This window comes from Arthrobacter sp. TmtSoilC51, from assembly GCF_055388015.1.
In genome coordinates this window covers 2,342,015-2,367,858 of sequence record NZ_AP035877.1, presented here as the reverse complement: position 1 = coordinate 2,367,858, position 25,844 = coordinate 2,342,015, and the positions used below count along the sequence as shown (strand labels likewise).

General features: G+C 59.6%; 27 protein-coding genes. 12 read left to right on the top strand and 15 right to left on the bottom strand.

Annotation, left to right across the window (positions count from 1 at the left end; all coding sequences use genetic code 11):
• Positions 1-50 precede the first annotated feature (50 nt).
• Positions 51-701, bottom strand: a complete 651-nt coding sequence (locus ACZ5G6_RS10795) for an SDR family oxidoreductase (protein ID WP_498691431.1) — start codon at positions 699-701, stop codon at positions 51-53.
• Between the two features lie 49 nt (positions 702-750).
• Here ACZ5G6_RS10795 and ACZ5G6_RS10790 point away from each other — a divergent pair, with 49 nt between their 5' ends.
• Positions 751-1,131 (top strand): ArsR/SmtB family transcription factor, encoded by a 381-nt coding sequence (locus ACZ5G6_RS10790; RefSeq protein ID WP_498691429.1) that lies wholly within the window; start codon positions 751-753, stop codon positions 1,129-1,131.
• Positions 1,132-1,149: 18 nt separating this feature from the next.
• Here the strand turns inward: ACZ5G6_RS10790 and ACZ5G6_RS10785 are convergent, their stop codons facing one another.
• From ACZ5G6_RS10785 to ACZ5G6_RS10765, 5 genes are all read right to left on the bottom strand, one after another.
• Positions 1,150-2,025, bottom strand: coding sequence for an amino acid ABC transporter permease (locus tag ACZ5G6_RS10785; RefSeq protein WP_498691426.1), 876 nt, complete (start codon positions 2,023-2,025; stop codon positions 1,150-1,152).
• Positions 2,022-2,702 (bottom strand): amino acid ABC transporter permease, encoded by a 681-nt coding sequence (locus ACZ5G6_RS10780; protein WP_498691422.1) that lies wholly within the window; start codon positions 2,700-2,702, stop codon positions 2,022-2,024. Before ACZ5G6_RS10780 ends, ACZ5G6_RS10785 begins: the two co-directional genes overlap by 4 nt.
• Positions 2,703-2,736: 34 nt before the next feature.
• Entirely contained in the window at positions 2,737-3,573 is an 837-nt protein-coding gene (locus tag ACZ5G6_RS10775; protein WP_498691420.1) for a glutamate ABC transporter substrate-binding protein, read from the bottom strand.
• Between the two features lie 31 nt (positions 3,574-3,604).
• Positions 3,605-4,333, bottom strand: coding sequence for an amino acid ABC transporter ATP-binding protein (locus ACZ5G6_RS10770; RefSeq protein ID WP_498691833.1), 729 nt, complete (start codon positions 4,331-4,333; stop codon positions 3,605-3,607).
• Between the two features lie 278 nt (positions 4,334-4,611).
• Entirely contained in the window at positions 4,612-5,331 is a 720-nt protein-coding gene (locus ACZ5G6_RS10765) for a GntR family transcriptional regulator (RefSeq protein ID WP_498691418.1), read from the bottom strand.
• 169 nt (positions 5,332-5,500) lie between these two features.
• Between ACZ5G6_RS10765 and ACZ5G6_RS10760 the strand changes: the two genes are divergently transcribed.
• The 5 genes from ACZ5G6_RS10760 (at position 5,501) to ACZ5G6_RS10740 (ending at position 9,733) form a co-directional block, all read left to right on the top strand.
• Positions 5,501-6,718, top strand: coding sequence for a pyridoxal phosphate-dependent aminotransferase (locus ACZ5G6_RS10760; protein WP_498691416.1), 1,218 nt, complete (start codon positions 5,501-5,503; stop codon positions 6,716-6,718).
• Positions 6,719-6,724: 6 nt separating this feature from the next.
• Positions 6,725-7,276 (top strand): thiamine pyrophosphate-binding protein, encoded by a 552-nt coding sequence (locus tag ACZ5G6_RS10755; protein WP_498691413.1) that lies wholly within the window; start codon positions 6,725-6,727, stop codon positions 7,274-7,276.
• Positions 7,273-7,857, top strand: coding sequence for a thiamine pyrophosphate-dependent enzyme (locus ACZ5G6_RS10750; protein ID WP_498691409.1), 585 nt, complete (start codon positions 7,273-7,275; stop codon positions 7,855-7,857). Before ACZ5G6_RS10755 ends, ACZ5G6_RS10750 begins: the two co-directional genes overlap by 4 nt.
• A 73-nt stretch (positions 7,858-7,930) precedes the next feature.
• On the top strand, positions 7,931-9,406 hold the full coding sequence (locus tag ACZ5G6_RS10745) for an NAD-dependent succinate-semialdehyde dehydrogenase (protein ID WP_498691408.1): 1,476 nt from the start codon (positions 7,931-7,933) through the stop codon (positions 9,404-9,406).
• Positions 9,407-9,451: 45 nt separating this feature from the next.
• Positions 9,452-9,733, top strand: coding sequence for a hypothetical protein (locus tag ACZ5G6_RS10740; RefSeq protein WP_498691406.1), 282 nt, complete (start codon positions 9,452-9,454; stop codon positions 9,731-9,733).
• Between the two features lie 69 nt (positions 9,734-9,802).
• Here the strand turns inward: ACZ5G6_RS10740 and ACZ5G6_RS10735 are convergent, their stop codons facing one another.
• Both ACZ5G6_RS10735 and ACZ5G6_RS10730 read right to left on the bottom strand, forming a co-directional pair.
• Complete coding sequence (locus ACZ5G6_RS10735) at positions 9,803-10,546, bottom strand: SDR family oxidoreductase (RefSeq protein WP_498691404.1); 744 nt, start codon at positions 10,544-10,546, stop codon at positions 9,803-9,805.
• Between the two features lie 12 nt (positions 10,547-10,558).
• Positions 10,559-11,668: an NADH:flavin oxidoreductase/NADH oxidase gene (locus ACZ5G6_RS10730; protein WP_498691402.1), complete on the bottom strand. Its 1,110-nt coding sequence runs from the start codon at positions 11,666-11,668 to the stop codon at positions 10,559-10,561.
• A 143-nt stretch (positions 11,669-11,811) separates the two neighbouring features.
• Here ACZ5G6_RS10730 and ACZ5G6_RS10725 point away from each other — a divergent pair, with 143 nt between their 5' ends.
• Positions 11,812-12,180 carry an ArsR/SmtB family transcription factor gene (locus ACZ5G6_RS10725; protein ID WP_498691400.1) on the top strand — a complete coding sequence of 123 codons (369 nt, stop codon included), beginning with the start codon at positions 11,812-11,814 and terminating at the stop codon, positions 12,178-12,180.
• A 13-nt stretch (positions 12,181-12,193) separates the two neighbouring features.
• On the opposite strand, the gene ACZ5G6_RS10720 is transcribed toward ACZ5G6_RS10725, so the two are convergent.
• On the bottom strand, positions 12,194-12,913 hold the full coding sequence (locus ACZ5G6_RS10720; RefSeq protein ID WP_498691399.1) for a GntR family transcriptional regulator: 720 nt from the start codon (positions 12,911-12,913) through the stop codon (positions 12,194-12,196).
• Positions 12,914-13,203: 290 nt separating this feature from the next.
• Between ACZ5G6_RS10720 and ACZ5G6_RS10715 the strand changes: the two genes are divergently transcribed.
• The 4 genes from ACZ5G6_RS10715 (at position 13,204) to ACZ5G6_RS10700 (ending at position 17,372) form a co-directional block, all read left to right on the top strand.
• The gene (locus ACZ5G6_RS10715) at positions 13,204-14,808 is read left to right on the top strand and encodes a sugar ABC transporter ATP-binding protein (protein WP_498691398.1); all 1,605 of its coding nucleotides are present in this window, start codon (positions 13,204-13,206) and stop codon (positions 14,806-14,808) included.
• The gene (locus ACZ5G6_RS10710; protein ID WP_498691395.1) at positions 14,805-15,797 is read left to right on the top strand and encodes an ABC transporter permease; all 993 of its coding nucleotides are present in this window, start codon (positions 14,805-14,807) and stop codon (positions 15,795-15,797) included. Before ACZ5G6_RS10715 ends, ACZ5G6_RS10710 begins: the two co-directional genes overlap by 4 nt.
• Positions 15,794-16,813 (top strand): ABC transporter permease, encoded by a 1,020-nt coding sequence (locus ACZ5G6_RS10705; RefSeq protein ID WP_039242825.1) that lies wholly within the window; start codon positions 15,794-15,796, stop codon positions 16,811-16,813. The genes ACZ5G6_RS10710 and ACZ5G6_RS10705 overlap by 4 nt, the downstream gene beginning before the upstream one ends.
• A gap of 88 nt (positions 16,814-16,901) precedes the next feature.
• A complete protein-coding gene (locus tag ACZ5G6_RS10700; protein ID WP_498691391.1) occupies positions 16,902-17,372 on the top strand; it encodes a carboxymuconolactone decarboxylase family protein in 471 nt (156 codons plus the stop codon).
• A 340-nt stretch (positions 17,373-17,712) separates the two neighbouring features.
• Here ACZ5G6_RS10700 and ACZ5G6_RS10695 read toward each other — a convergent pair whose 3' ends face one another.
• The 3 genes from ACZ5G6_RS10695 to ACZ5G6_RS10685 all read right to left on the bottom strand — a co-directional run bounded on the left by ACZ5G6_RS10695 (position 17,713) and on the right by ACZ5G6_RS10685 (position 21,884).
• Positions 17,713-18,876 carry an iron-containing alcohol dehydrogenase gene (locus ACZ5G6_RS10695; RefSeq protein WP_498691390.1) on the bottom strand — a complete coding sequence of 388 codons (1,164 nt, stop codon included), beginning with the start codon at positions 18,874-18,876 and terminating at the stop codon, positions 17,713-17,715.
• A 123-nt stretch (positions 18,877-18,999) separates the two neighbouring features.
• Complete coding sequence (locus ACZ5G6_RS10690) at positions 19,000-20,559, bottom strand: FAD-binding protein (protein WP_498691388.1); 1,560 nt, start codon at positions 20,557-20,559, stop codon at positions 19,000-19,002.
• A gap of 125 nt (positions 20,560-20,684) precedes the next feature.
• The gene (locus ACZ5G6_RS10685; protein WP_498691384.1) at positions 20,685-21,884 is read right to left on the bottom strand and encodes an ABC transporter substrate-binding protein; all 1,200 of its coding nucleotides are present in this window, start codon (positions 21,882-21,884) and stop codon (positions 20,685-20,687) included.
• A gap of 297 nt (positions 21,885-22,181) precedes the next feature.
• On the opposite strand from ACZ5G6_RS10685, the gene ahlD reads away from it, so the two are divergent.
• A complete protein-coding gene (gene ahlD / locus ACZ5G6_RS10680) occupies positions 22,182-23,003 on the top strand; it encodes an N-acyl homoserine lactonase AhlD (protein ID WP_498691381.1) in 822 nt (273 codons plus the stop codon).
• Positions 23,004-23,155: 152 nt separating this feature from the next.
• Here ahlD and ACZ5G6_RS10675 read toward each other — a convergent pair whose 3' ends face one another.
• Genes ACZ5G6_RS10675 through ACZ5G6_RS10665 form a run of 3 tightly spaced genes read right to left on the bottom strand, consistent with a single transcriptional unit; the run spans position 23,156 to position 25,757 of the window.
• Positions 23,156-23,425, bottom strand: coding sequence for a hypothetical protein (locus ACZ5G6_RS10675; protein ID WP_498691379.1), 270 nt, complete (start codon positions 23,423-23,425; stop codon positions 23,156-23,158).
• A gap of 22 nt (positions 23,426-23,447) precedes the next feature.
• The gene (locus ACZ5G6_RS10670) at positions 23,448-24,503 is read right to left on the bottom strand and encodes a LacI family DNA-binding transcriptional regulator (RefSeq protein WP_498691832.1); all 1,056 of its coding nucleotides are present in this window, start codon (positions 24,501-24,503) and stop codon (positions 23,448-23,450) included.
• A 24-nt stretch (positions 24,504-24,527) separates the two neighbouring features.
• Positions 24,528-25,757 (bottom strand): Gfo/Idh/MocA family protein, encoded by a 1,230-nt coding sequence (locus tag ACZ5G6_RS10665; RefSeq protein ID WP_039242829.1) that lies wholly within the window; start codon positions 25,755-25,757, stop codon positions 24,528-24,530.
• Positions 25,758-25,844: the final 87 nt, after the last annotated feature.

Genomic DNA, 25,844 nt, shown 5'->3' with positions numbered 1-25,844 from the left:
ACGCGTATCACGTGCCTCCCTTCCCTCGTTGGAAAAATGGTCCCTGCCTGTCAGCCCATCAGCGTGGACACAGCTTTGTCCACCGGAGTATCGCCATCGGTTAGCTCGACGATGGTCCGATTCAACTGTGGGTTGTGAAGCGCCGCGTCAATGAATGCCGCGACGTTATCGCGTCGAATGTCTCCATACTCAATCGCAGGACCCGCAGTGACCCGCCCATCCCCGGGGTCGTCGGTCAAAAGCCCCGGCCGAACTATCAGCCAGTCCAGATCAGTGCGTGTGAGGTAGACGTCTGCTGTCTTCTTCGTGCGCATATAGTGCTCAAAACGTTCGTTCACCGACTCACCGCGCCCCGACTCCGGGAAGGCGGACACCAGGACAAAACGGGACACTCCTGCGAGGGCGGCGGCATCGGCAGCCTTCTCCAGCCCCTTGCCGTCGATGAGGGTGGTTTGGTCCACTCCAGTGCCATGGGCACCCGCCGAGAAGACGACGGCATCGTGTCCCTTGAATTTTTCGGCCAACACCTCAGTGGAGTCCTTAATTAGATCTCCCTCTAAGGGCGTCGCGCCGCTGGAAGCAACGGTGTCAGCCTGAGCGGGATTCCTGAACATGCCTGTGACGGTATCACCGCGGCCACTCAGCAGTTGAGCCAGACGGCGGCCAACTCCCCCGGCTGCGCCAACTTGGAATACCTTCATGTGCATCTCCCTTCACTTTAAGTACGGTCATCATCGTACTACCACCAGTATGGGACTTGTTATCGCCACGTCCTTGAACTTCTTGGATAATCGAGGCATGCGAACTCTGGACCACCCTACGCCCGACGAGATTCATATCGATGGCGTGCTGTCGGCGCTGGCCGATCCGATCCGGCGTCGAATCGTGAGCCAACTGGCCGATGGCCACGACGACCAGGCATGCATCGCGTTCGAGTTACCCGTGAGCAAGTCCACGTCAACCCATCACTTCCGCGTGCTTCGCGAGGCGGGAATCATAGAACAGCACTATCAGGGAACGGCGATTCTCAACACTCTTCGAACCGGCGTTATGGAATCGCTGTTTCCAGGCTTGCTCAGTGTCGTCATTGCGGCTGAACGCAGTTCTGGACTGAAGCAACGAGCGTCCTGACTTATGACCGCCCCGCAGCTAGGTCTGAGGAACCAGGACATCGCCAACCTTTGACTCGGCAGGAGCCTTGCGGCCGCTTCGGAGTCGAAGCTCAATGGTCGTTGCAAGTCGCGAGAGTCCGAGATTGATGACAATCATCACAAGCGCGATCACTACCAGTGCCGGTATGTAATTCGAATACGCTGAGCCGGCCTGGATGCCTTGCCGCACTGCTTCCACGTAGGTGATTTGGTAACCAAGCGCGGTGTCCTTCAGCGCCACTACCAATTGAGCGACGATTGCCGGGAGCATCGCCGTGATCGCCTGGGGCAGGAGAATCATACGGAGCGTTTGTCCAGTGCCCAGACCAAGGGCCACAGCAGCTTCCCCCTGGCCTCGCGGAATTGCCTTGATTCCTGCGCGCACAATTTCGGCAATCACGGCCCCGTTGCTCAGGGCCAGGCCGGTAACTACTGCCGCAACTGCCAGATCGGTTGAGGGGAAAAGGTCGTAGTCGGCGAAGAGCTGAAAGCAGAAAATCATCAGAATGAGCAGCGGAATTGCCCGGAAGAACTCCACAACAGCGGCGCACGCGTAGCGAACGAACCGTTTGTCGGAGAGACGCCCGACGCCGAGCAGGATACCCAGAATTATGGCCAGGATGATGGCAAACACCGCAGCCTGAAGCGTTCCCACAATCCCGGGCAGAAGGTACGTCTGCCACATTTCGGGCGTGAGAAATGGCTGCCACTTCTCAGGCGCCAGCTGCCCCTTGTCTGCCAGGGCTGACATCACGGACCATCCGGCCGCTACCAGCCCAACGACGCAAATAGCGCTGATGACGACGTTCAGAATTTGACCCTTGGGCCCGGGGACGTCATACAGATTGTTGATGGGTGCTTGAGTGTTGCTCAACGCTTGACCTCAAACTTCCTACTTAGGTATCCGAAAGCCGCGCCGGTCGGAAGAGTCAGGCACATGAAGCCAGCCCCGAAGATCAGCCCAACGACGATGAGGGCGGAGGTATTCTCGATCATTTCCTTCATCAGAAGGGCGGCTTCAGCCACGCCTATGACGGAGGCAACCGTCGTGTTTTTCGTCAACGCAATGAGGATGCTGCCCAAAGGCGCAATGACCGCCCTGAAAGCCTGCGGCAGGACGATGTGGCCCAATCCCTGCATAAAGTTCAGGCCCAACGACCGGGCCGCTTCCGACTGGCCGGGAGGGACCGTGTTAATACCGGCCCTTAGCGCTTCGGATACGAATGTCGACGTGTACATGCTGAAGGCCAGGACGGCCAGCCGGAACGAGCTGTCTGTGATGGATGTGGGGGACTTTGGATCTGCCAAGGTGATGCCGAGTTGCTGTGCCAATCCGAACGATGCGAAAAGCACCACAAGGGTCAATGGGGTATTCCGGACAATGTTCACGTACCCGGTAGCAAGCGTCCGCATCGCCCAAATGGGTGAAACCCGCATGGCAGTCAGGACAGTGCCCAATACCAACGAGCCCAGCGCAGACAGCGCTGTGAGCTGCAGGGTGATCAGGAAGGCCGCCAGGATCTGATCCCCGTATTCGTTGAGGATGTTCATGTTGTATATCCAGTCTCTTGTCTGACTGCTCCGGCTAGTAGCGGTCTACCACTGGTGTGGCGGGCAAAGCATAACCGGACGGTCCCACGTTGCTCTCAAACGCTTTGGCCCACGAGCCGTCGTCGATCATGGACTGAATGGCGTCGTTGATCTTGGCACGCCCCGCGGTGTCATCCTTCTTCAGACCAATGCCGTAGTTCTCCTTGCTGAAGGTACTGCCAACAAGCTTCAGCTTTCCCTGATTGGCAGCTGCATAACCGGCAAGTTGAATATCATCCGTGGTCATTGCGTCAACGGCGCCGCTCTTCAGCGCTTCAACGCATGCGGAGGGGGTGTCGTACTCCTGCAACTGCGCGTCTTGGCTGTAGTTCTTCTTGATGTTCTGTGCAGGAGTGGAACCGGTCACCGAGCACAACTTTTTGCCCCCATTCAGGGACTCCGGGCCGGTGATGTCCGTGGAGTCAGAACGAACCAGGAGCGACTGGCCGGCAAGGAAATACGGCCCCGCGAAGGCAACCTTCTCTTTTCGGGCGTCGTTGATGCTGTAGGTATTCACCACATAATCCACCTGCCCGTTCTGGATCAGGCTCTCACGCTGCGCCGGAGTCGCTTCCTTCCAGTTGATGGAAGACTCCTCGACGCCAAGCTTCTTGGCGACGTACTTGGCAACGTCAACATCGAAACCCTTGAATGATCCGTCCGGAGTCTTGATTCCAAGCCCAGGGCGATCAAAGGAAATACCGATGGTGAGATGGCCTGATTGAGCGCTTGCTTCAACTGTTGTCGCTTTGTCGGATGCACCGGAGCAGCCGGCGATCGAGCTGGCAAGGAACAGCGCTGCGGCCGGAATGGCCAGGAACTTGAGCTTCACGATGTGCTGCTTTCTACGTTGGGGTGGCTTGTCAGTGGCTGAGGATCTTGCCAAGGAACTCTTTGGCTCGCTCGGTGGTTGGGTTGTCAAAGAACCTGTCGGGGGTTGTGTCTTCGAGGATCTGGCCATCGGCCATGAACACCACCCGGTCTGCGGCGCGTCGAGCGAAGCCCATCTCGTGCGTGACTACGAGCATCGTCATGCCTCCTTGTGCCAGCGACGTCATTACATCCAGCACTTCAGTCACCATCTCCGGGTCAAGAGCCGAGGTGGGTTCATCGAAGAGCATCACCTTCGGCTCCATGGCCAACGCCCGTGCGATGGCTACGCGTTGCTGCTGGCCACCCGAAAGCTGGGCAGGGAGCTTATGCGCCTGATTCGCTATTCCTACTCGCTCGAGCAGGGCCATTGCCCGCGTTTGAGCCTCGGCCTTTCCGATTCGTCGCACCTTGAGGGGCGCAAGCATGACGTTTTCGAGAATGGTTTTGTGAGCAAAGAGGTTGAATGACTGAAAGACCATTCCGACGTCGGCCCTGTAGCGCGTTAGCGCCTTGCCTTCCTGGGGAAGCGGCTTACCGTCGACGGCGACTGTGCCGGCTTCGACGGTCTCCAACCTGTTGATTGTTCGGCAGAGCGTCGATTTGCCCGAGCCTGAGGGGCCCAAGACAACCACTACCTGACCCTGATCAACCTCAAGATTGACATCACGGAGCACGTGCAGAGGCCCGAAATGCTTGTTAACCCCCCGGATGGAGATCATCGCCTTCTTCTTATCGCCAACTCCTTCAGAAGTGCTGTCAACAAACTTTTGCAGTTCCATGTTCGCCATTCGTTCGGGGATATTTCGTCTCGACGGTCGCGACGGGAAGTCGCAGGGCTTCTCACCCTCATTTCCATGTGACCTAAGTTACGAAAGTAAGAATGTTAACATTTGTACGGCAAAGAATCGTAGAGGGCAAGTCCGCCCCGAGACCTCCGGGCGTGGGCGAAGCCGGCACCGCGGTTCGTCCGCCGGCGGACTTTCAGGAGGGCATGTGACTAGCCCGCCCCCTGGAGGCGCTCCTTGCTGTCGAGATCGGCTTTGATTCTTTCGAACGCAGTCTCGATGTGCTCACGCACCAGCTCTTCAGCCTTCGCACCATCCTTGTCGCGGATGACGCGGAACATTTCCCAGTGCTCAGGGCCGATGCGGGCCCTGTAGTCATCATGGCCTTGCTGTCGATTAAGGAGAAGCAAAGCGATCTGCGAACGCAGACCCAACCAAACCTGCTCCAATCTCTCGTGACCTGCACAGGCGTAGATCGCATCATGAAACGCAATGTCCGATTGGAGCATGTCGCCCCTATCCCCCAGGGCGGCCGCCCGCTCAATGTCCTCGGCACGCAATTGCAGTAGGTCCAAATCCTTCTCGGTGCGGTGTGCAATCAGTCGCTGAACGGCGAGCAACTCTATCGAGTACCGGAGCGAGTAGATCTCTTCGAGGTCTTTGTGCGTAAAGACCGTAACCCGCGACCCTCGGTGCCAGTCGCCTTGAAGAAGGCCTTCCTGCCGCAGCAAAACGATGGCATCCCGCACTGGCCCACGACTGACGGATAAGGACGCAGCCATCTCCACTTCATTGATCCGCTCCCCCGGAGGTATCTCCCCGGCCAGAATTGCGTCCCGGATTCGGTCCGCAACGTCCTGGGCCATACCGCGACGTTTCAGGGGTGCGCGAAGGGTTCCGTTCTTGACATTTGATGTGGTGTCAGATTTCATAATGTTAACATTCTTGCAGTTGGAGGGCTTGCTGGTCACGTCTACCACACTATCCCAGCACTCCATTCGGAACCTGTCCGGATCGCGGGATGCTGCATCCAAGAAGACCGCCTGCCTTCGAAGCAGGCTCCATTCCACCGCCTGTATCCCCTGAAATTGGAGTATCCCTATGAGTACCGCTACCACTACACGGTTTGGACGGTTTGCTGATCGGTTGCGGGACATTGGTCCGTCGCCGATCCGGGCGATCTTTGATAAAGCCGCGGCGTTGGAAGCTGCGGGTGAGAAGGTGTATCACTTCGAGATCGGGCGCCCGGATTTTGATACCCCTCAGGTAGCCAAGGACGCTGCGGCTGCGTCGTTGGACCGCGGGGAAGTTCATTACGGCCCGAACGCCGGAACGATGGATCTTCGCGAGGCAATCAGCGGATATCTTCAGGACCGCCGCGGGACCAGTTATGACCCGGGCAGCGAAGTGCTCGTCACGATCGGCGCGAACGAAGCGGTGTTTCTGGCATTGATGGCTTTCTGCGGGCCCGGTGATGAAGTGATCTTCCCCGTCCCGGCGTGGGCGCACTACGAGTCCTGCATCCGCCTGGCCGGTGCCACCCCTGTCCCTGTCCGGCTCGACGCGGACAATGATTACCGCCTCGACATCGACGCGATCGCCGCCGCGATCACCCCCGCGACACGCATGGTGATCCTCTGCACCCCGAACAACCCCACCGGCGGTGTCGCAACGGCCGGGGAAATCGAAAAACTCGCCACCGTCCTGGAACCCACCGACGCGCTGCTGATGTCCGATGAAATCTACGCCGACCTCGTCTACGACGATATCCGCCACCAGTCCCCGGCCGCAGTAGGGAGCCTCCGCGAACGGACCCTGGTCATCGGCGGCTTCGCGAAAGCCTTCGCCATGGACGGCTGGCGCCTCGGCTGGCTCGCAGGCCCCAAAGAACTCATCACCCCGGCACTAAGGGTCCGCCAATACACCACGGTCTGCGCCCCCACCTTCCTCCAACCCGGCGCCGCCGCAGCGCTCCGCTACGCGGGCGCCGACGCGGAAACGATGCGCACCCAATTCCAGGAACGACGCAAAGCCGGCCTGAAGATCCTCACCGGTGTACCCGGCGTCACGGTCAGCCAACCCGACGGCGCCTTCTACTTCTACCTCACCTACACACCCGACACCGCCGAACCAGCCGAACAGCTGGCTCTACGACTCCTCGAGGAACAACGCGTCGCCGTCGTCCCAGGCACAGCATTCGACCCCGAGGGCGGAACCCACTCCATCCGCATCTCCTACGCCTGCCACATCGATGACCTCACCGAAGGCCTGCGACGCATCGTCCAGACCCTCACCACACCACACCCCAAGGGAGCCTGACCACCCATGACCACCACCATTACCCAGGACCGCCATGCAGAGGTGGTGGACGCGATCGTGGGCCTGGCCCCCGACGGCGTCGCCTACGTCCCCTCCGCGTCCATCGCCCCGATCATCAACGGCGTCCTGACCGCCCAGACCAACGGGGACCTGCCTCTGGTCTACCCCGTCTCCCGCGAAGAAGAAGCCATCGGTGTTGTTGGCGCCTACCCGCTCGCCGGGAAATTCGGGGTCATCATCATGCAGGACAACGGCTTCGGCAACGCCCTGACCGCATTGACGACGTTCGCCGTGTCCTACCACCTGCCGTTGCTCATCGTCGCGAACACCCGCGGCGGGCTCGGCGAGTACAACTCCATGATCCACACCATCTCCGCACCCGTCCCCGCGTTGCTGGCCTCCACGAACATCCCCGTATTCCAGGTAGACCGACGCAACACCGCCCAGGACTGGGGCGCGACCGTCGCCGAAGCCGGCAACCACGCCCGCATGACCTACCGACCCGTCGTGGTCCTCATGGAATTCTTCGACCCCAAAGACGCAAAGGCAAAAGCATGAAACGCATCGAAGCCCTCCAAGCCATCGTTCAGACCACCCCGGACGTTCCCGTGATCGCGACCTGCGCCGCGACCTCCCGCGAACTGGCCTCCGTCGAAGACCGCCCCAACCACCTCTACCTCCTGGACGCCATGGGCCTGGCCATCTCCGTGGGCACCGGCATCGCCCAAGCCATCAAGGACACCCGCGTCACAAGGGCCGTGGTCATCGAAGGCGACGGCTCCCTCCTGATGAACCCCGGCTCAGCCATCACCGCCGGCTACCTCGCCCCCGAAAACCTCGTCATCATCCTGCTCGATAACGGCGTCTACGCCTCCACCGCCTCCATCCCCACCCAAGCAGTCACCATCGACCTCGGACGCTTCGCCGAATCCGTGGACCTCAAAGTCCTCCGCGCCGAAACCCCCGAAGAACTCACCCTCGCCCTGAAACAAACCCTCACCCAAGACGGACCCTGGTTCATCCACACCCGCACCGAACCCGGCAACGAACCAGGCACCAAACTCCTCCTCATCGACCCCGTCACCCACGGCAACCGCTTCCAAAACTGGCTCACCCCACAACTAACCGAAGCGTCCTAACCACACCCACACCTTTCCTGCCGGGCCTATCGGCCCGGCAGGAACCCAATCTGCTGAAAGCACGAGAACTTCAATGGAAACCACCACCACTGCCCCCGCTCCCCCGCTTGGATTTCCGGAGAAGCGCATGCCCATCGGCGGCTCATGGACCTCCTCCAGCAACGATGCAACGATCACAGTCACCAACCCGGCCACTGGAGAACCCATTGCGGAAGTTCCCTCTGCAACGGTTGAGGACGGCATGGCTGCTGTCGATGCCGCGGTCGACGCACAACCAGCCTGGGCCGCCACCCCTGCACGGGAACGCGCCGACATCCTCTTCCGCACCTACGAAGGAATCCTCGCCCGCCGCGACGAGTTCGCGGCACTAATCACCGCAGAAATGGGTAAACCCCTACCGGAAGCCCAAACCGAAGTCGACTACGGCGCCGGGTTCTTCCGCTGGTTCGCCGAATCCGCAGGCCGGATACACACCGAAGGCCAATACGGCGTCGAACCCGGAGGCAACTACCAGATCGCCGTCTCCAAACGCCCCGTAGGCCCCTCCCTGCTCATCACGCCCTGGAACTTCCCGCTCGCGATGGGCGCCCGGAAAATCGCCCCCGCCCTCGCCGCAGGATGCACCACCATCCTCAAACCCGCCGAGCTGACACCCTTGACTTCGCTGCTACTGGCCCGGGTTCTCGAAGAAGCAGGCGCCCCCGCCGGTGTTGTCAACGTCATCACCACCTCCAACTCCCGCGACGTTATCGCCGCCATCATGAAGGACTCACGCGTCCGGAAGATCTCCTTTACCGGATCTACACAGGTTGGGCGTGCGCTCTTGGCCCAAGCAGCCGAGAACGTCATGAACACCTCCATGGAGCTCGGGGGCAACGCTCCACTGATCGTGTTCGATGACGCCGACCTTGACCAGGCCGTCGAGGGCGCCATGCTCGCCAAACTCCGCAACGGAGGCCAATCCTGCGTCGGCGCCAACCGCATCTATGTCCAAAGTGGCATTGCGGCCGAATTCACCGCCCGCTTCACCGAACGCATGGCTGCTGTTCGTCTCGGCGACGGCGCACACCCCGACACGGACCTGGGTCCGCTTGTGGATGCAAAACAAGTAAAGACGGTGGACGCATTGGTTGCCGACGCCGTTGCCAAGGGCGCCGTTTGCCTGACGGGCGGAACTATTCCCGAGGGCCCTGGTTCTTACTACCCTGCGACGGTCCTGACTGACATCCCAGCAAACGCAGACATCCGCACCGAGGAAATCTTCGGCCCCGTCGCAGCAATATACGAGTTCGCTACTGAAGCCGAAGCCATCCACGAGGCCAACAACACCCCCTACGGGCTGGCCTCCTACGTCTTCACCGAAAACCTGTCCCGCGCGCTGCGCGTCGCAAACGCCATCGACGCCGGCATGACCGGCATCAACCGCGGACTCGTCTCCAACCCGTCCGCACCCTTCGGCGGAACAAACGCCTCCGGACTGGGACGCGAGGGCGGAACCGAAGGCCTCGACGCCTACCAAGAAACCAAATACACCGGGATTCAGCTTTAGCCGGATGGAAGTCGCTCAAGTCGACCAGGAACATGGGGCTGATCCATGCAGACGGTGATGATTTTCCTGGGGATAGGTGCGGGTGTTGCTTCAGTGGTCCTGTCCGTTCCGTCTCTCCGTCGTCGTACCAGTGCCGGAGAGTCGCTGTCGGTGGCAGCAACCGGGGCCGTGGTATCCGGTTTACTGGCGTTGGCCTTTTGTGGTGACGACCTGGCCGGTCCTGTGAGTCCGCTCAATCTATTGGCGTCGGCGACCGGTGCCACAGCATTGCTGGGCTTAACGCTCACGTCAGGGCGGACAGGTACCCCACGTCACCAGCGCGACTGACTGCACACACGCGACTAACTGCACAGGGAAGGGGCCGCCCCAAGGAACGGCCCCTTCCCGCATCTGATGTCACCAATTCTGGCGAGTTGGGGAGATCACCAAATCGTTGACGGTGGTATTTGCTGGTTGGTTAAGGACGTAAACCACGGCGTCGGCGACGGCCTCCGGAGTAATAGCCAGTGCATTGAGCTCTTTGGCTGCTGCACGTCCAGCGGGGTCGCCCACTTTGTCGGCCCACCCGGTATCTATGACTCCGGGGCTGATGGTGCTGGCTTGAATACCATGCTGTGCTCCCAGTTCCTTGCGCATGCTTTCGGTGATGGCTCGCACGAAGAACTTAGTTGCGCTGTACACCCCGGCAGATTCACCAATCTGATGACCAGCCACGGACGCCATGTTCAAGATATAACCTGCTTGACGCTTCAGCATGATGGGCAGGACAGCTTGAATTCCGTTGAGATACCCCCGGATGTTCGTATCGATCATCCGGCCCCAGTCGTTCACAGCCAGATCTTTCCAGGCGGAGAACAACATTAGTCCCGCGTTGTTGACCAGGATGTCGACGCCACCAAAGGTCTCGACGGCATACTGGGCCAGGGCTTCCATATCTGCAGAATCCGTAACGTCGGCGACCCGCGCCGCCGCGGTTCCCCCGGAAGCACGAATCTCCTCGACAAGTGCGTCAAGGCGATCCTGGTCCCGGGCAGCGAGCACCAGTTTCGCGCCATGTGCTGCCAAGGCCTTGGCTGCTGCGGCACCGATGCCTGATGATGCGCCGGTGATAATGATGGTCTTGTTGTGCAAGTGATTCATGGAGAGACCTTCCTATTTCTTGCGACGTTGTACGGCGTAGCCATACTGTGCGGGCCACTGCGGTTCGATGCCGAGCTGACTGGCAGCCTGCTGCGGCCAGTACGGGTTGCGGAGTAGCTCACGGCCAAGGAATATCGCGTCTGCCTGTCCAGCAGTCAAAATGTCCTCCGCTTGGTGGGCGTTGGTGATGAGCCCCACGGCGCCGGTAGCAATTCCAACCTGGTCGCGTGCCTTTGCTGCAAACGGCACTTGATAATTTGGGCCGGCCGGAATTTTGGCGTCCCGTACGATGCCTCCGGTGGAGACATCCAGGAAGTCCACCCCGTGAGCCTGTAGTTCTTTGGCCAGACGGACGGTGTCGTCGGCGGTCCAACCTTCGCGGGGATCGTCGTCGTTCTCGCTTAGCCAGTCGGTGGCTGAGGTGCGGAAGAAAACCGGGAGCTCTTGAGGCCAGACCGCCCTGACGGCCTCCACAACCTCGAGCGCAAAACGCATCCTGTTTTCGAAGCTTCCACCATAGGCATCCGTGCGCTGGTTGGACGCTGGAGACAAAAATGAGTGGATCAGGTATCCATGTGCCCCGTGGACTTCGACAACCTCAAAGCCAGCTTTGAGAGCCCGCTTCGCAGACTCGGCGAAGTCGGTGACGAGCTGCTTGATTTCGGCGACGGACAGCTCCGTTGGAAGAGACAGTCCCTGGAAGGCTTTCGGGCTGGGGCCCACCGCAGTCCATCCGCCGTCGCTTTCGCCCAAGTAGCCGTCAGAAATCCAAGGCCTGTCAACGGACGCTTTTCTACCCGCATGTGCCAACTGAATAGCGGGCACTGACCCGTAGGACCGGATTGCCGCTGCTATGCGGGCAAAGGACTCTTCTTGCTGGTCATTCCACAGCCCCAGATCCCACTGGCTGATGCGCCCGTCCGGCCTCACAGCGGTCGCTTCTACCATGACCAGGCCGGCACCGCCCGCCGCACGGCTCGCCAAGTGGATCAAATGGAAATCCGTCGGAACGCCCGTTTCCGGGCCCTCGGCAGCGGCCGAGTACATACACATCGGGGACATCCAAACCCGGTTCGGAATTGTTAGATCCCGCAGCTTAAGGGGAGCGAAAAGGCTACTCAAGTAAATCTCCTTCTTGGTTCTGTACGGAGGACGGCAGCCAACGTTGTTCGCAGGCCGACCTAAGTACGATAAGTCTCGTAGTATGCCTATTGTCAAACTACGATGATTGTCGTACCTTTATATTGACCAACGAAAGGGACACCATGCGCTCTGCCGCAGCTACATCTGAGGCGCGGCTCTTGGATCACCCCGAGCCTGAAGAGATTCGACTCGAAGCAGTTCTTCATGCACTGTCGGATTCCATCCGCCTGAAAATTGTCCGCGACCTGGCGACGGGTCACGACGACATGGCTTGCATCGCATTTGAGCTGCCTGTGAGCAAATCCACGTCGACGCACCACTTCCGCGTGCTTCGGGAGGCAGGCGTCATTCGACAGCGCTACCGAGGGACATCGCGGATCAGCAAACTGCGCGACGACGACCTTCAGTCGAGATTCCCGGGTTTACTGGATGCCGTACTGCTGTCGTCAGCAGACATGACAACAACGACGACGGAGCGCGCCGGGGATTAGCGCCCGGACCGGACTACTTTGCCCCCACGGCCGAGTGTCCGCTGGGCGTACCTTCAGCGTCAGGGGTGCTGAAACTGGCGAGAGCGATGTCACCGGCATTCTTGACGTGGGCACGGCACAGCCTGCTTGCTTCATCAGCATCCCGACTACGGACGGCCTGAACGATTTCATCCAACTCAGCCACCGTCTGGTCAAATCGACCCGGAGACGACAAGGTCATCCTCCGCAGCATGGTTACGCGATTGTTCAGCTGCTGGAGCATCTGCGCGAGTACGTGGTTTCCGGACCCAGCCAAGAGAACCTCATAAAAGCCGTTCTTCGCCTGGAGTACGTTGATCTGATTGGACGCTATGTCCGACTCGTGGAGAGTTCGGACAGAGGCGGCGAGCTTGTCGATTTCGGCGTCTGACGCCTTGAGCGTGAAGCAATATGCGAGGTGCCCTTCGATGAGCCCCCGGGCCTCATAAATTTCACGGGCATCTTCTTCGGTGATCACCGCTACCGACGGGCCTTTGTGGACCACATTGGTTATCAGACCTTCGGCCTCCAATTGCTTCAGCGCTTCCCTCAGGAGAGTACGACTAACACCGAGCCTGTCGCAAAGGTCCCGTTCTATCAGCTTTTGCCCGGGCGTGAAGGCGCCATACAAGATAGCGTCCCGCAATGTGTTTTCGGCCAGTTTCCGCAGCGACATGTCGTCGCGCTGCAGCCTCAAACCCAATGGTGACTCCATGACAGCCTCCCCTCCCGTCGTGAACATGCCTTGACCTAGGGTACTACGGCCGGGGCCAGCCCGGCCATAATGACTGGCGATCGGATTGTCCGACATATGGCGCCCAGAGTAGCCAGGCTAAGCCGCGTCAGAAGTCTATTGCCCTGACACGTTAGCGCTCCTATACTCGTGCCAAGAGCTGTTTTGTATGACAAAAATGCATTGGGACAATCGTACTCAGCAGTTTTGGTGTGATCTGTAATCCATCCCGAGGAGGGGATGGAGCAGATACCGACCTTAAGGACAAAGTAATGGTCAATGAAGACCTGAACCTCGATTCGGCCCTGGAAGCAGTGGCGGCCGAGAATCACGAGACAGCTGTAGCAATCCGGGACGTGAAGAAGTCCTTCGGGGAGACACAGGCCCTGCGGGGAGCTAGCTTCTCCGCGCGCGCAGGGGAAATCCACGCGATTGTTGGTGAGAACGGCAGCGGGAAAAGTACGCTGGCGAAAATCATGTCCGGCATCGTTCTCCCCGACGAGGGATCCGTGGACATCCATGGTCACCACGTGTCTAGTCCCGCCGAGGCACTTAAGACAGGCGTCGCGACCGTGTTCCAGGAAGTCCTCGTCGCAGAAGGCGCCAGTATTTCGGACAACGTTTTCATCGGATCGCAGGGCGTATGGCGCTCCCGCATGTCCAGGAGCGAGCAGCACCGACGTGCAACCGATGTGCTGGAGCAGCTTATGGGCCATCCCGTCGACACCTCGGCACTGGTGGAAACCCTGAGTCTGGCAGACCGGCAATGGGTCACCATTGCGCGCGCCCTTGTGCGTTCCCCGAGAGTAGTGATCTTCGATGAGTCCACCGCGGCACTCGACCTATCGGGGGCCGCACGGCTTTACGCCCAAATGGAGCGGCTGCGTTCCGAAGGTGTCTGCGTGGTGATTGTTACTCACCGTATCGCTGAGCTCACGACTTTCGCCGACAGTGCAACGGTTCTGCGCGACGGAATCGACGTCGGGATCCTCAGAGGCAGCGAGATTACCGAATCCCGCCTCATTGAACTCATGACTGGCGTCAAGGAGCGGAACGGCCTGGCAACTCAATCGCGCAGACTCTCCAAGGGCGGAACAGCAGAAATCGTCCTTCAAGCCGCCGGGCTCGTGGCAACGCTGGGAGCACGGCCTTCGGACTTTGTGCTGCATAGTGGCGAGATCGTCGGCTTTGCCGGGCTGGACGGTCAAGGCCAGGCTGAATTCCTCCAAACCCTCACCGGCGTTCGACAAGCGATCAACGGCGAAGTTACCGCCATTGCCAGGACCGGCGCAGAGCACCAAATCAGCAACCTGGCAGAGGCTATCGCAGCGAACGTCTCCTATATTTCAGGCGATCGACGCAAGGAGGGGATTTTCCCTAATCTCAGCATTTTCGAGAATTTCGGAATGCCGTTGTACCGTCATCACCGCCGTGCCGGCGTCATCGACAGGGCTGCCATCTCCGCGCGCTTTGATGAGATGTCCAAAACCCTGAAGCTACGGGCAGGTGCATCGTCGAATCCCATCACGTCCCTCAGCGGCGGTAATCAACAAAAGGTCCTCATCGGTCGGGAACTGGCTCAAGATCCGCAGGTTGTTGCCCTCAACGATCCCGCAAGGGGAGTCGACATCAGCACAAAACGTGAACTATATGCCCAGCTGGAACATCTCGCTCTTGAGGGTGCCGGAATCATTTATCTCTCTACTGAGATCGATGAACTCATCGGGCTCTGCGACCGTGTGGCTGTTTTCCGCGACGGCGCACTCCTTGGTTGGGTGACCGGCGACAACATTACCTCCGACCGCGTTCTTGCCGGAATGTTCGGTCACCTTGAAGCAGACTTCGACGTCGAGAAAGCACTGGTGGAGCAGCAATGAAACAACAAAGCCGATTCGGCAGGGTCACCAGCAAATCTGCCTACTCATTCGCCGCGTGGGGTTTGCTTGCCGTCCTTCTCATCGTGTGCGCGGTACGCGCGCCTTACCTCTTCACCGCCAGCGGAATCGGAGGGCTGCTGGTCTCCGCCGTACCTCTGGTCCTTGTGGTGATGGGAATTACCGTCACGGCCTTGGTGGGCAGCGGTGTTGATCTGTCCGCAGGTCCGCTGATGATCTTCGTCAATGTCACCCTCGTCAAAGTCCTCTTCGACCAACAGATAGGGTCCCCTGTTGCGGTCATCGCATGGGCACTTGGCATTGGAGTCCTGATACAAGTCATCCAGGCCATCGTCATTACGGTCGCCCGCATCGAACCTGTGATCGTGACTCTGAGTGCGTTCCTGGCATTGTCCGGGATCAACCTGGTCATCCTTGCACAGCCGGGCGGACAGGCTCCGAGATGGCTCGCTGAATGGGGATCCGGCAGGTCGATACTCGCCCCCATGACGATAGTTCTGATCACGGCAATATTGGGTTGGTGGGCATTCACCAGGACCCAACTGTTCACGAACCTAAGGCTCGTCGGGTCGAACCAGCGCACCGCGTTCGTCAGCGGAGTACCCGTAACAATGATCCGCGTAGTCGCCCACGGTATTTCCGGGTTGCTGATTGGTGCGGGCGGCTTGGCCTACACCGGTCAGATAGCGTCGGGAAACCCCACCCAAGGAGGCACCTACACACTCGCAGCGATCACGGCCCTGGTGCTTGGAGGTATCAGCCTTGCGGGTGGCCGCGGCGGCGTATTGGGCTCCATTCCCGGGGCCATAGCCGTCACCCTTATCTCATTCACTCTGACCACGTTCTCGCTGGGGTCGATGGCTTCATTCGTTGTGCAGCTCTCGTACGGCCTCATCCTGGTCGCCGCACTCCTGATCAGCGTGATAATCCCATCACTGTGGCGCAAGCGCCAGGAGGTAAAAGCATCATGACAACCGTCAAAGCGCAGCAACGCACCATCCGGGTACCACTGCTGTCCAAGGCCTCGGGGCAAAAGAACGTCATCCTCGGGCTCATCATGCTGGCGGCTTTACTTGCCGTCGGCGCCGCCACAGTACAAGGTTTCCTCTCCGGCTCGAATGTTCGCTCCATGCTGCTACTCGGCGCATTTCTTGGCCTGGCATCGGTTGGGCAGACTCTCTGCGCGTTGCTCGGCGGGCTTGACCTCTCCATTCCCTACTTGATTGGGTCAGCCAACATCGGGACCCTCTACATGATCAGCTCTGGCGTACCGGCAGGCATGGCGATCGTGATAACTCTTGTTCTCGGCATCGTTATCGGAACGATAAACGGCCTCATAAGTCTCCATCTCCAGAATCAAGCTCTCATCGTGACACTGGGTGTTGGATTCGCCACGGTAGGGGCAACACAGATTCTCACCAGCTCAGGCGCATCGAATGCCGGGGGCACGAGCGGAGTGGTACCTGATTGGCTCGCCAACATTTCCTCACTGAGCGGAGAGACGTTGGGCCTCCCTGTACCTCCAGTCATCCTCATTTGGCTTATTCTCGCCGCTGCCCTGATCTTCATCATGCGTTCAACGTGGTTTGGTCGGAGCACATACGCGTTGGGTGGAAACCGCTCAGCCGCGCGGCTCATGCTCATCTCGGAACCGCGCAGGTGGGTCACTGTCTACGCGCTTAGCGGTCTCTTCTCAGGAGCCACAGGAATACTCCTGCTCGGCTTCACTGGTGGAGCGTTCGTGCGCGTGGGCGATCCCTACCTCTTCCTCACTGTGGCCGCAGTAGCCGTGGGCGGAACCTCCTTGCTTGGCGGCAGGGGCGGATATGGCAGCACTCTCGTCGGCGTGCTCGTCCTGATCGCCTTGACCTCGCTCTTGGTGGGCTACGGCCTGAACAACAACGCGCAACAATTCGTACTCGGCCTACTGATCGTGCCTCTCGTCGGCTTCTACGCGCGCAATCCCCACATCAGGCAGCAAATCTAATTCCAGACATCCACCTCAACTGTCTGCCCAGGGAAACTCCGGCATTGGCGCCGCAACCCGGGAACGACTGAATACATGAAGGACCGAAATGACTAACCAGTATGAAGCAGACGAACACAGCGAACTATGGAATGCCGGAATCAAGGTACGCCGGGAGGTCCTCGGGGATTCATACGTCACTGGTTCCCTCGAGCGCACAGCCGGAACCGAAAGTGAAGCCCTGCAAACCCACATCACCGAAACAGTGTGGGGTGCGGTGTGGACGAGACCCGGCCTGGACCGTCGAAGCCGTAGCCTCCTCAATATCGGCATGCTGGTCGCGCTCAACCAGCACCACGAACTTTCCGTACATGTCCGGGGTGGCCTAAGGAACGGTTTACAACCAAGCGAGATCGTAGAGTCAATAGTCCAGGCCACAGCCTATTGCGGCGCCCCTGCCGGTCTCGCAGCGATGCGCGTCGTCCAGGAAACGCTCAATGAAGTTGCCCGCTCCGCCGACGCCGACGCCGACGAAGTCACAGGCGCCGATGCCGACGTCGACGAGATCAAGGCCATATAGGGCCCGCACAATGTCATGATCGCCATCGATCGAAAGTACGCTCAAGCTCGGCTGGGAACCCCGCCGGGCTTTTGCGTGCCCTTTCGCGATTCCCAATGAGGCCCCAAGTCGATTGTCGATTGGCGCTGCGGCGGACCGTGCCAAAGCAACCGGCTAACCAACGGACAGTCTGGCCGTGTGCCAGCTTATGCAACCTCCTGTCAACGTTAAAGAGGTCGGTCGCCGCGGCCCCAATTATTTGGGTGTCGCGACGACCGACGGGAACTGCTGATTGCGAGCCTGGGCATCTATTGCGATGCACGAAGGAGAACCACGTGTTCTCCACTTTGCACGCAGCCGGCTAATAGGCCTTCTGTAAGAGCTCCCTTACATCATCGGCAGATACCGGTCGCGGTGCTTGACGAATGACGGCTTCCGCCTCGCCCATCGTGGCACGCACAACGTTCTCCAGCGCCTCAGGGCTCAGACCAAATTCACGGATTTGCCTCGGTACGCCGAGCTTGGCGAACAGAAGCTCGAGCTCCTCAGGAGCCGACATTGCCTCAGTTGCTCCTCTTGCCGCGGCCAAGACGGTGGCCATAATGGCCTGTTGGCCTGCGGTCGCTTCCGCATAGAACCGCATAACGTGCGGCAGTGTTATGCAGGACGTTACGCCGTGAGGAACGCCGGCCGCACCCAACTGGTGGCCTATGGCATGGGATAGCCCCACTGGTACGTTGTGAACGCCGACCAGCGACATCCAGGCCGCCTGCTGACAGCGCAGAGCCGCTTCAAAGTTATGAGGGTCAGACGCCGTCAGGGGAAGATCCTCGGCCAGGGTGCGGAGAGCCGCAGTGCACAGCGCGGTAGTGAACGGGTGCGCATTCGTGGCATAAGCAATTTCGACCGCATGATCGATGGCCCTGACACCGGTTGTGATCCACAATTTCCTGGGAGTTAAGGCACACAGCTCCGGATCCAGCACAACAATCCTGGGTGTAAGGGCGAGGTATCTGGTGAGTTCCTTGGTGTTGGTGGCATCGTCAACAAAGGCGGCAACGCCATTCCATTCTGCCGCCGATAGCGTTGTCGGCACGGCGATGACAGGAAGCGGGACACCCTGCAGCTCCGGCAGGCCGTGGGAAATACTGTAGCGCAGGAAGTCCTGCGCCAAATGAATTCCCTCCCCCACTCCCAAGGCGGTGAGCTTTGCCGCGTCAACAGCGGACCCTCCGCCGACGCCTATAACGACGTCGGCATGTGCGTTCTGAGCAATCTCCACAAGCTCAGCTAGTCGCTCTACCGGATTATGGGCCTCGACCCTGCTGTAAACCGCTACGGCTTTGGCCCCCAGCGCACTGACGAGATCATCGAATTGTTCGGTGGCGCTGATGGACTTGCCTGCTACGAGAAGGGCCCGTTTGAGTCCTCGCCGCTCCAGTTCGGCGGGAATTTGTTGGATAGCACCACCACCCTCGATGACTCGTTCGATACGCGGCATGTCGAAGACACGTGGTTGACTCATTCTTTCCTCCAATAGGGAATGGCACGCCCCGTTCACGAGGCGTGCCAACTCCTGTTATCTAGTTTTGACCCAGTATGGGGACTTAGCGGGGTAACCCCACGGCAGGCCCGCCACCTGCATCATCTACCGCCTGCTTCCGGCCGCCTCAGCAGCCTTCGATGCAGCTTCGGACTCCGGCACTGCCGGGATGTCTGAGCCTTGGCTGTCTGCCGCCTCAGCAGCACGGCTGGCGGGTGGAGTCGCCGGCCCCGCAGCGGAAGAGTCGCCTGATTCAAGCTCGTTCAGGTAGCTCACAGCGTTTGCCCCTGCTACTCGACCAAAGGTCATGGAGCGAATTGACGACGTCGCCGGCGGGTACTCGTGGTAGAACAATCCCGTGATTTCGCCCGCTGCGTAGAGGCCTGGGATTGGCACTCCCCCGCCGGAGATGACCCTCGCTTCGGTGTCTGTCTTGAGCCCACCAAAAGTGAACGTGATCCTCGCCTCAAGCGGGTATCCGTAGTATGGCCCGGATTCGATCCGATTCGCCCAGTTGGACTTTGGCGGGACGAGACCTTGCGTGCTCAACCCGTCGAGGATTTCCGGCTGGAATGGTCCCCCGGCGGTGGCGGCGTTGAATTCCTGAACGGTGGCTTCGAGTGCTTCCGGGCTGAGACCCAGCTTGCCCGCCAGTTCAGCCAGTGTCGCGCCTTCCTCAGGCTCCATATCGGTGGTCTCGTAGACCCAGCCTGGACGCATGCGTTCCATGACAGGCTTATCAGTGATGAAGTAGGCCTTCTGGTTCTGGTTTTTCCAGACTTCGTAGGCGAGCAGTTCGAAGTGCGCAAACAGGTAGTCTTCGCCTTCGTCGAAGAAGCGCTTGCCCTGTTGGTTGACACAGATGCCGTAGTTGTGGCCCCAAATGACAGAGTCCGGGCGGCTGGTCCGGGAGTCGACTACCTCCGAGTGGAACATGTCGAACTGTCCGGCCGTGTCGGCCCCGATGTCCATGGCCATACGGATACCGGCACCCTTATTGCGGTGCAGGCCCGGAACGATGGGCTTGATGTCGACGGCGTTGTTGCCAAGGTACTGCGTCAGCATTTCGGGGTTACCTTCGAACCCGCCCGATGCAATGACCACGGCCTTCGAACTGAGCGTTCGAAGAAGCCCATCCTTACCGCGGACTACTACGCCGTTGACACGCCCTTCATCCGAGATGCTGAGCTTCACTGCCTCGGTCTCGTAGAGAATTTCGGCATTATCGAACTTCTTGAAATGCGCGAGGAGGTTGTTGACGATTTGAAGGCCGCCTCCGACCGGCCATTTGATGCTCTTGTCCGTTTCGTATTCAAGAGCGACATCGTTTTCCCAGTGCTGGTAAAGCTCAACCCCGTGGGCTTCCAGATACTTGATGGTTCCGGGGACTTCGCGCTCGAGTGCCAGGCAGTATTCCAAGTCAGCCAGTCCCTTCGACGTCTCCTGTACTCGGTCCTTCCAGGATTCGTCGAGCCTGCCGTCTTCGTAGACGCGCAGCCAAGCCATGGTCCAGCGTGATCCTCCGGACCGTTCGTCTTCTGCCCCGACCTCGACCACTGCTACACGGCCGGACCGACCTTCGTCGGCTGCTTTTTCGCAGTAGCTCAGAGCCGCGGAGGCCCCAGCAAAACCGCTACCAATTACGACCAGATCATACTCAGACATTTCCCGTATTCTCCATCCATCATCTTTGATGTCTGTCAGCGCATCTGACAGCTTCTTGGGTTTGTTGTTTTGTTGACTACCGCTTCCGGTGATCGGTGACCTCGGGAGCGGAGAATGCCCGACTTCTACGGCTTCTTCCAAGCAAAAGGATCACTTGGCTTCTCGAAGAAAGAGTCAAGCTTGGTTCCTGTAAGCCAGCCGCCCTTGGGCTCCAGCCAGCCGTCGGCGTTGGCGTCACAGCTCGACCCAAGCGCCTCCTTGGCTTCGTCGTAGCTTATGGGAGACACACTGAGCACGATGGATTGGATCTTAGGCCCCTGCTGCTGAAGGATGCGTACCGCTGTCTCGATGCCAAGTTCCATTTCACCCTTAGGCGGCCAAATGTTGTAGCCAGTGTCCGCGAATTCCGGATGGTTCACCCAATAGCATGCAGCGCCCGTTTCTCCACCGATATTGATCGGCACCACAGGCCGGCCGGACTGCTGAAGCGCCTGCAAGGCGCCCGTAGCTGAGGCAGGCTGCGCGACGATGCCATCAAGCTGGCCGGGATGGGTAGCGAGAAACTTCTGCACCTCGGTTTTCGTCACAGGCGCAGACCACATGCCGTTGACGGATCCAACGAGCTTGATGTCGGGGTACTGCTTCAGTGCATCCTGAACCCCGGCTTCGAAATCGATGGCATTGGTGGCTCCTGGAACGCCTTGGACGTCCAGAACGTTGCCTTTGCCGCCGATCTTGTCGAAGACCGACTTAGCAAAGACGCTTCCGGCTTGACGGTAGTTGGTCACGGCGCTGACGGCGTAAGGCGAATCCACGTGCCCGCTCCAGGCAACGAAAGGAACACCTTTTTCGTGGGCGTACTCAATTGACTGGTTGAGGGCAGTTTTTGCTGAGCAGCAGGCGATCAAAATGTCGGCTCCTTGGTCAACGAGTTGCCGGATCTGCTGGTTCTGCACGGTGTCGTCGCCACCTGACTGGGCAACAATCACCTCTTTGATCAAGCCAGCCTTCTGGTACCGCGGGACCACATCTTTCATCAGGTGGTCCATTGCCGTTGTCTGCCAGGAATTTCCTGCGTACGGACTCGTATAGCCAATGGTCCAGGGTGCCGGCCCCTTGGGCTGCCACCCCTCGCCGTAGGGCGTTGTTCCGATCAACGCATCAGCATTCTCGTAGGCGGTCTGCGCATCAGCTGGAAGGGATGACAGTGCAGACTCGGAAGACGTTGCAGCCCCCGAACCACCTGCCGGACCGAAGTCATTACCGCCGCCACAGGCAGTGAGCGCCAAGACCGAAGCCAGGGCAAAAGCTGCTCCCGTACGCATGGCCAGTTTCTTCCCTCTGTTGGGAGGAGAAACACAATCGTGGTCTTCTTTGACCATTCTGAACTCCTTAGATGTTGGCTGACAACCACTACACGTCAGCCGGCGACGGATACGCGCCAACTCGTTTGTATGAAGAACGAATGTATGACAATCATAACGAGTGGTTCCATGAGTATAGGTGTGAGGCCGGTCACGCGCAATAGCATTTTGGGAGTCCCTCAGCCTTGAGGATTGGCCGATCGTCTGACAGTATGGCGATCGATCGCTGTACACCTTGAGTGTTGGGAATGGAGTGGCATGGAGAAGGATCAGCTGAAGGTCCGTGTACTTGAGACCGGGGTCATGGAAGCAGACATGGCCTGGCTGCTGTTGAAGCCGGGAAGGATCATTGCGGACCGCAACAATAGAGAACGACGGCGTGAGTGGGGCGAGATTCCAACCCATGCAGTCTTGATTGAGCATCCCGAGGGTCGAATTCTTTGGGACACGGGCGTCCCCCGGGATTGGAGTTCCCGCTGGCAAGAGAGCGGCATGGATAACTACTTCCCAGTCAAGACTGAATCATCGAGTGAATCCGGATTCCTGGACTCTTCTCTTGCCCAAGTGGGTCTGGAGCCCGCCGATATAGACCTGCTCATACTTTCCCACCTGCATCTTGACCACGCGGGTAACGCGCGACTATTCGACAACGGCAAGACCAAGATCGTCGCCAACCGCAAGGAACTCGAGGGGGTGCAGGAAATAATGGGCTCGCACCTGGGTGGGCATCTAAAAGCGGACTTTGAAGGTCTGAAGATCGATGCCATCGAAGGCGACACCGAAATTGTTCCCGGGGTTTCTGTCATAGACACCCCCGGCCACACCTGGGGAACCATGTCTCTTCAGGTCGACCTCCCGGACGACGGAACCAAGATCTTCACCTCGGACGCAGTCTACTTGCGGGACTCATTCGGCCCACCAGCCGTAGGTGCCGCCGTTGTCTGGAACAACCTCCTCTGGCTTGAATCAGTAGAGAAACTTCGGCGGATCCAAGAGCGGACGAACGCCGAGATGATTTTCGGACACGAGTCCGAGCAAACGAGCCAGATTCGGTGGGCGCATCAGGGGCACTACCAGTGATTCTCTACGACTTCCGTTGCGTCCAGGGACACGATTTCGAAGCAGGCCTCATTTCGATGTTTGCCGATGACCCCACTTGCCCCATGTGTTCTTCCGCCGCGAAGAGGAGACCTCCGCGCGTAGGCCTGAGTGGCCGAGTCGATCCCGGGCCATCAAAAGAAGACCGCCCCCGCAGCTGGCAACAGGTTAACGGTGGAGACCCGGACACTGTCCGCGCATGGCAACGAAGCATTGAGAAACGGGAAAAACTCGAAGATCACTATGCCGAACTTGCTGGAGATAATCGGCCAGTGTTGGCGCACGAGGGTATCTTTGCCGGCCAACCCCTCAGAGTTGGAGACGATATCAATTCCGCCATGAAGAGCCTTCCAAAGCATGGTGAACCGTGACAGGCCACGGATCAGCCGGAAGGGGGCTCCCATGCGCTTTGTGCCGGATGACTTCTCAGTGACAGCCGCAGGAGGCACGCAAGATCAGTTCCGCAGGGAAGACCTTGGTCTGGACTTCCTCTGCGGGAGGTTCCAGGAGTGCGTCCAGAGCGGCTCGGGCCATATCCGCAACCGGCTGGGCCACCGTGCTAAGCCGCGGCCATGAGTATTCAGATTCGGGTGAGCCGTCGAAGGAAAAGACCGCGATATCCTCTGGCACTCGAACGCCGCCCTCGTGAAGTGCGCACAATAGAGCAACAGCCTGCTGGTCGGAGCTGACAAAGACTGCGGTGGGACGCTCAATTCGGGCAAGCAGCTCCTGGCCGGCATAGTACCCACCCTCGCGCGTAAACGGAACCCGAAGGACAGGGCCGGGGATGAGGCCAGCGTTCTCGATACCTTGGCGCCATCCAGCCTCGCGCGCGTCCCGATCACCACCGGCATTGGTGCCCATCACGAGCCCAATGCGTTCATGGCCGTGGCCGATGAGATGCTCCACCGCCCTGCGCGCACCATCCTGGAAGGCCACGCCCACGGAGTTTGCGCCGTGCCCCTCCGCAGTGTGTTTCATGCGGACGGGATCGCCTGCCGTCGCAAGGTCGGTGCCGTGGTTCAGGAGGACAACGGGAATATCGGCCAATTCGAGGTCGATCAAATCGGGCTCCAACAATTCACTCCACAGGAACAGGCCATCCACTCTTCGTGCGGCGAAGTTCTTTATCAGGCGGCGCTCTGTTCGCAAGGAAGCCTGCGAATCCGCCAATAGGAGGGTGTAGCCACGCTCGGCCGCGGCGTTCTCAACGGCGCGGGCGAGCATGGCGAAAAACGGATTCATGGCGTCGGGAACGATCATGGCGAGCATCTCGCTGGACCCCAAAGCGAGCGCTCTGGCTGCCGCGTTGGGCCGATAGCCCAGCGCCCTGATTGCCTGCCGCACCTTCGCTGTATTCGCAGGCGAGACTGCTCTGGGCCCACCGTTGACTACATAACTGACGACGGCGCTGCTGACCCCCGCCATCCTGGCGACGTCGTCGCGCGTGATGGGCTTGGCCTGTGGTGTCGGGTGCGGCATGGCAACCATGCTAGCTGTCTTTCACTAGGCGGATTCGCGGAGTACCGGGTTGGGCAGCTCTGCGGGGGCTTCGCCGAAGTCGGGCACGGGCAGTCGCTCACCACCGCGGAGGGCCGATTGGTGCGCCACGATGCCGGGCAACGTGTAGCGGGCCGCTTCCCAAGCGTTGACCGGAGGGAGAGTGCCGGTATTGATGGCGGTGACGAAGTCATCAACGAGGAAGTGGTGGCTGCCCTCGTGGCCGTTGGGCATGCCGCGGAACTCTGCTGGCAGCCGTTCGGCGTCGTGCACGGGCGCCATGCCGGAGATAAAGGCATCGCGTAGTGCGGGCGACACATCGGCCAGCATGGGGTCATCAGGATCCATGGTGGCCTGGGTCTTCAACTGGTCACTAATGTCGGTCACTTCATGCTTGTCCTGCCAGACGCTGACCAGGGCGAGCTGTTCCATGCTTGCCTCTGTACCGAAGTAGCGGAAGCGGCTCTCACGCAGGTGGGACGGGTACCCCACCCTGCGGAACTCGTTGATGCGCATGGACCCGCCGCCGTCGAGTTCGAACAAGGCGCTGGCGTTGGAGAAGTCGTTGCCAAACATGCTTACCTCGCGGTCAAAGACGCCATCTCCGCGCTCGTCCCGGACCCCGACGCAGCTGACACTCACGGCGTGGCCGCCGGTTGCTCCGAGCACTCCTCCCACGGAGTGGGTCGGGTAGAGCATGGGCGGGTAGCTGGCTGTGGTCTTCCAGTTTTCTCCGCCGCTGAACTGGTACGCGTCGTAGAAGCCGAGGTCCATGTCGTGGACGTAGTCGCCTTCGGCGTAGAAGATCCGCCCGAAGGCGCCCTCGGCGTTCTTGTTGCGGGCAAAAACGGTTGCCGGGTTGTAGTAGCTGGTCTCACCCATCATGTACGTCAGCCCGGTCTCCCGAACCGCTTCGATGATTTCTGCGATCTCCGCTTCGGATATGGCCATCGGCACGGCGGAATAGACATGCTTGCCAGCCCGCAGCGCCTGGACCACCAGAGGGCCGTGGGTCCAGCGCTGGGTGAAGATTGCGACGGCATCGACATCACTTTCAAGCATTTGCTCAAAGCTGTCGAATGTCCCTGCCGCACCTGCGCTGAGGCTTTGGGCCTCCGCACGCTCGGCGACGAGGTCGGTGAAGTAGATCTCTGAGATTCCGGGGTGGGCGGCGAAGAGCTTGGCAAAGACGCCCGAGAACTGTCCGGCACCAACGATTCCAATTGAAGAAGTCATGACTAGAAGTATGGGGAGAATTTCTACGCGCGTCAATCTTGACCACAAAGTCAGCTCGTAAAGCTCACCGTTTCCCGCAAAGTGTTG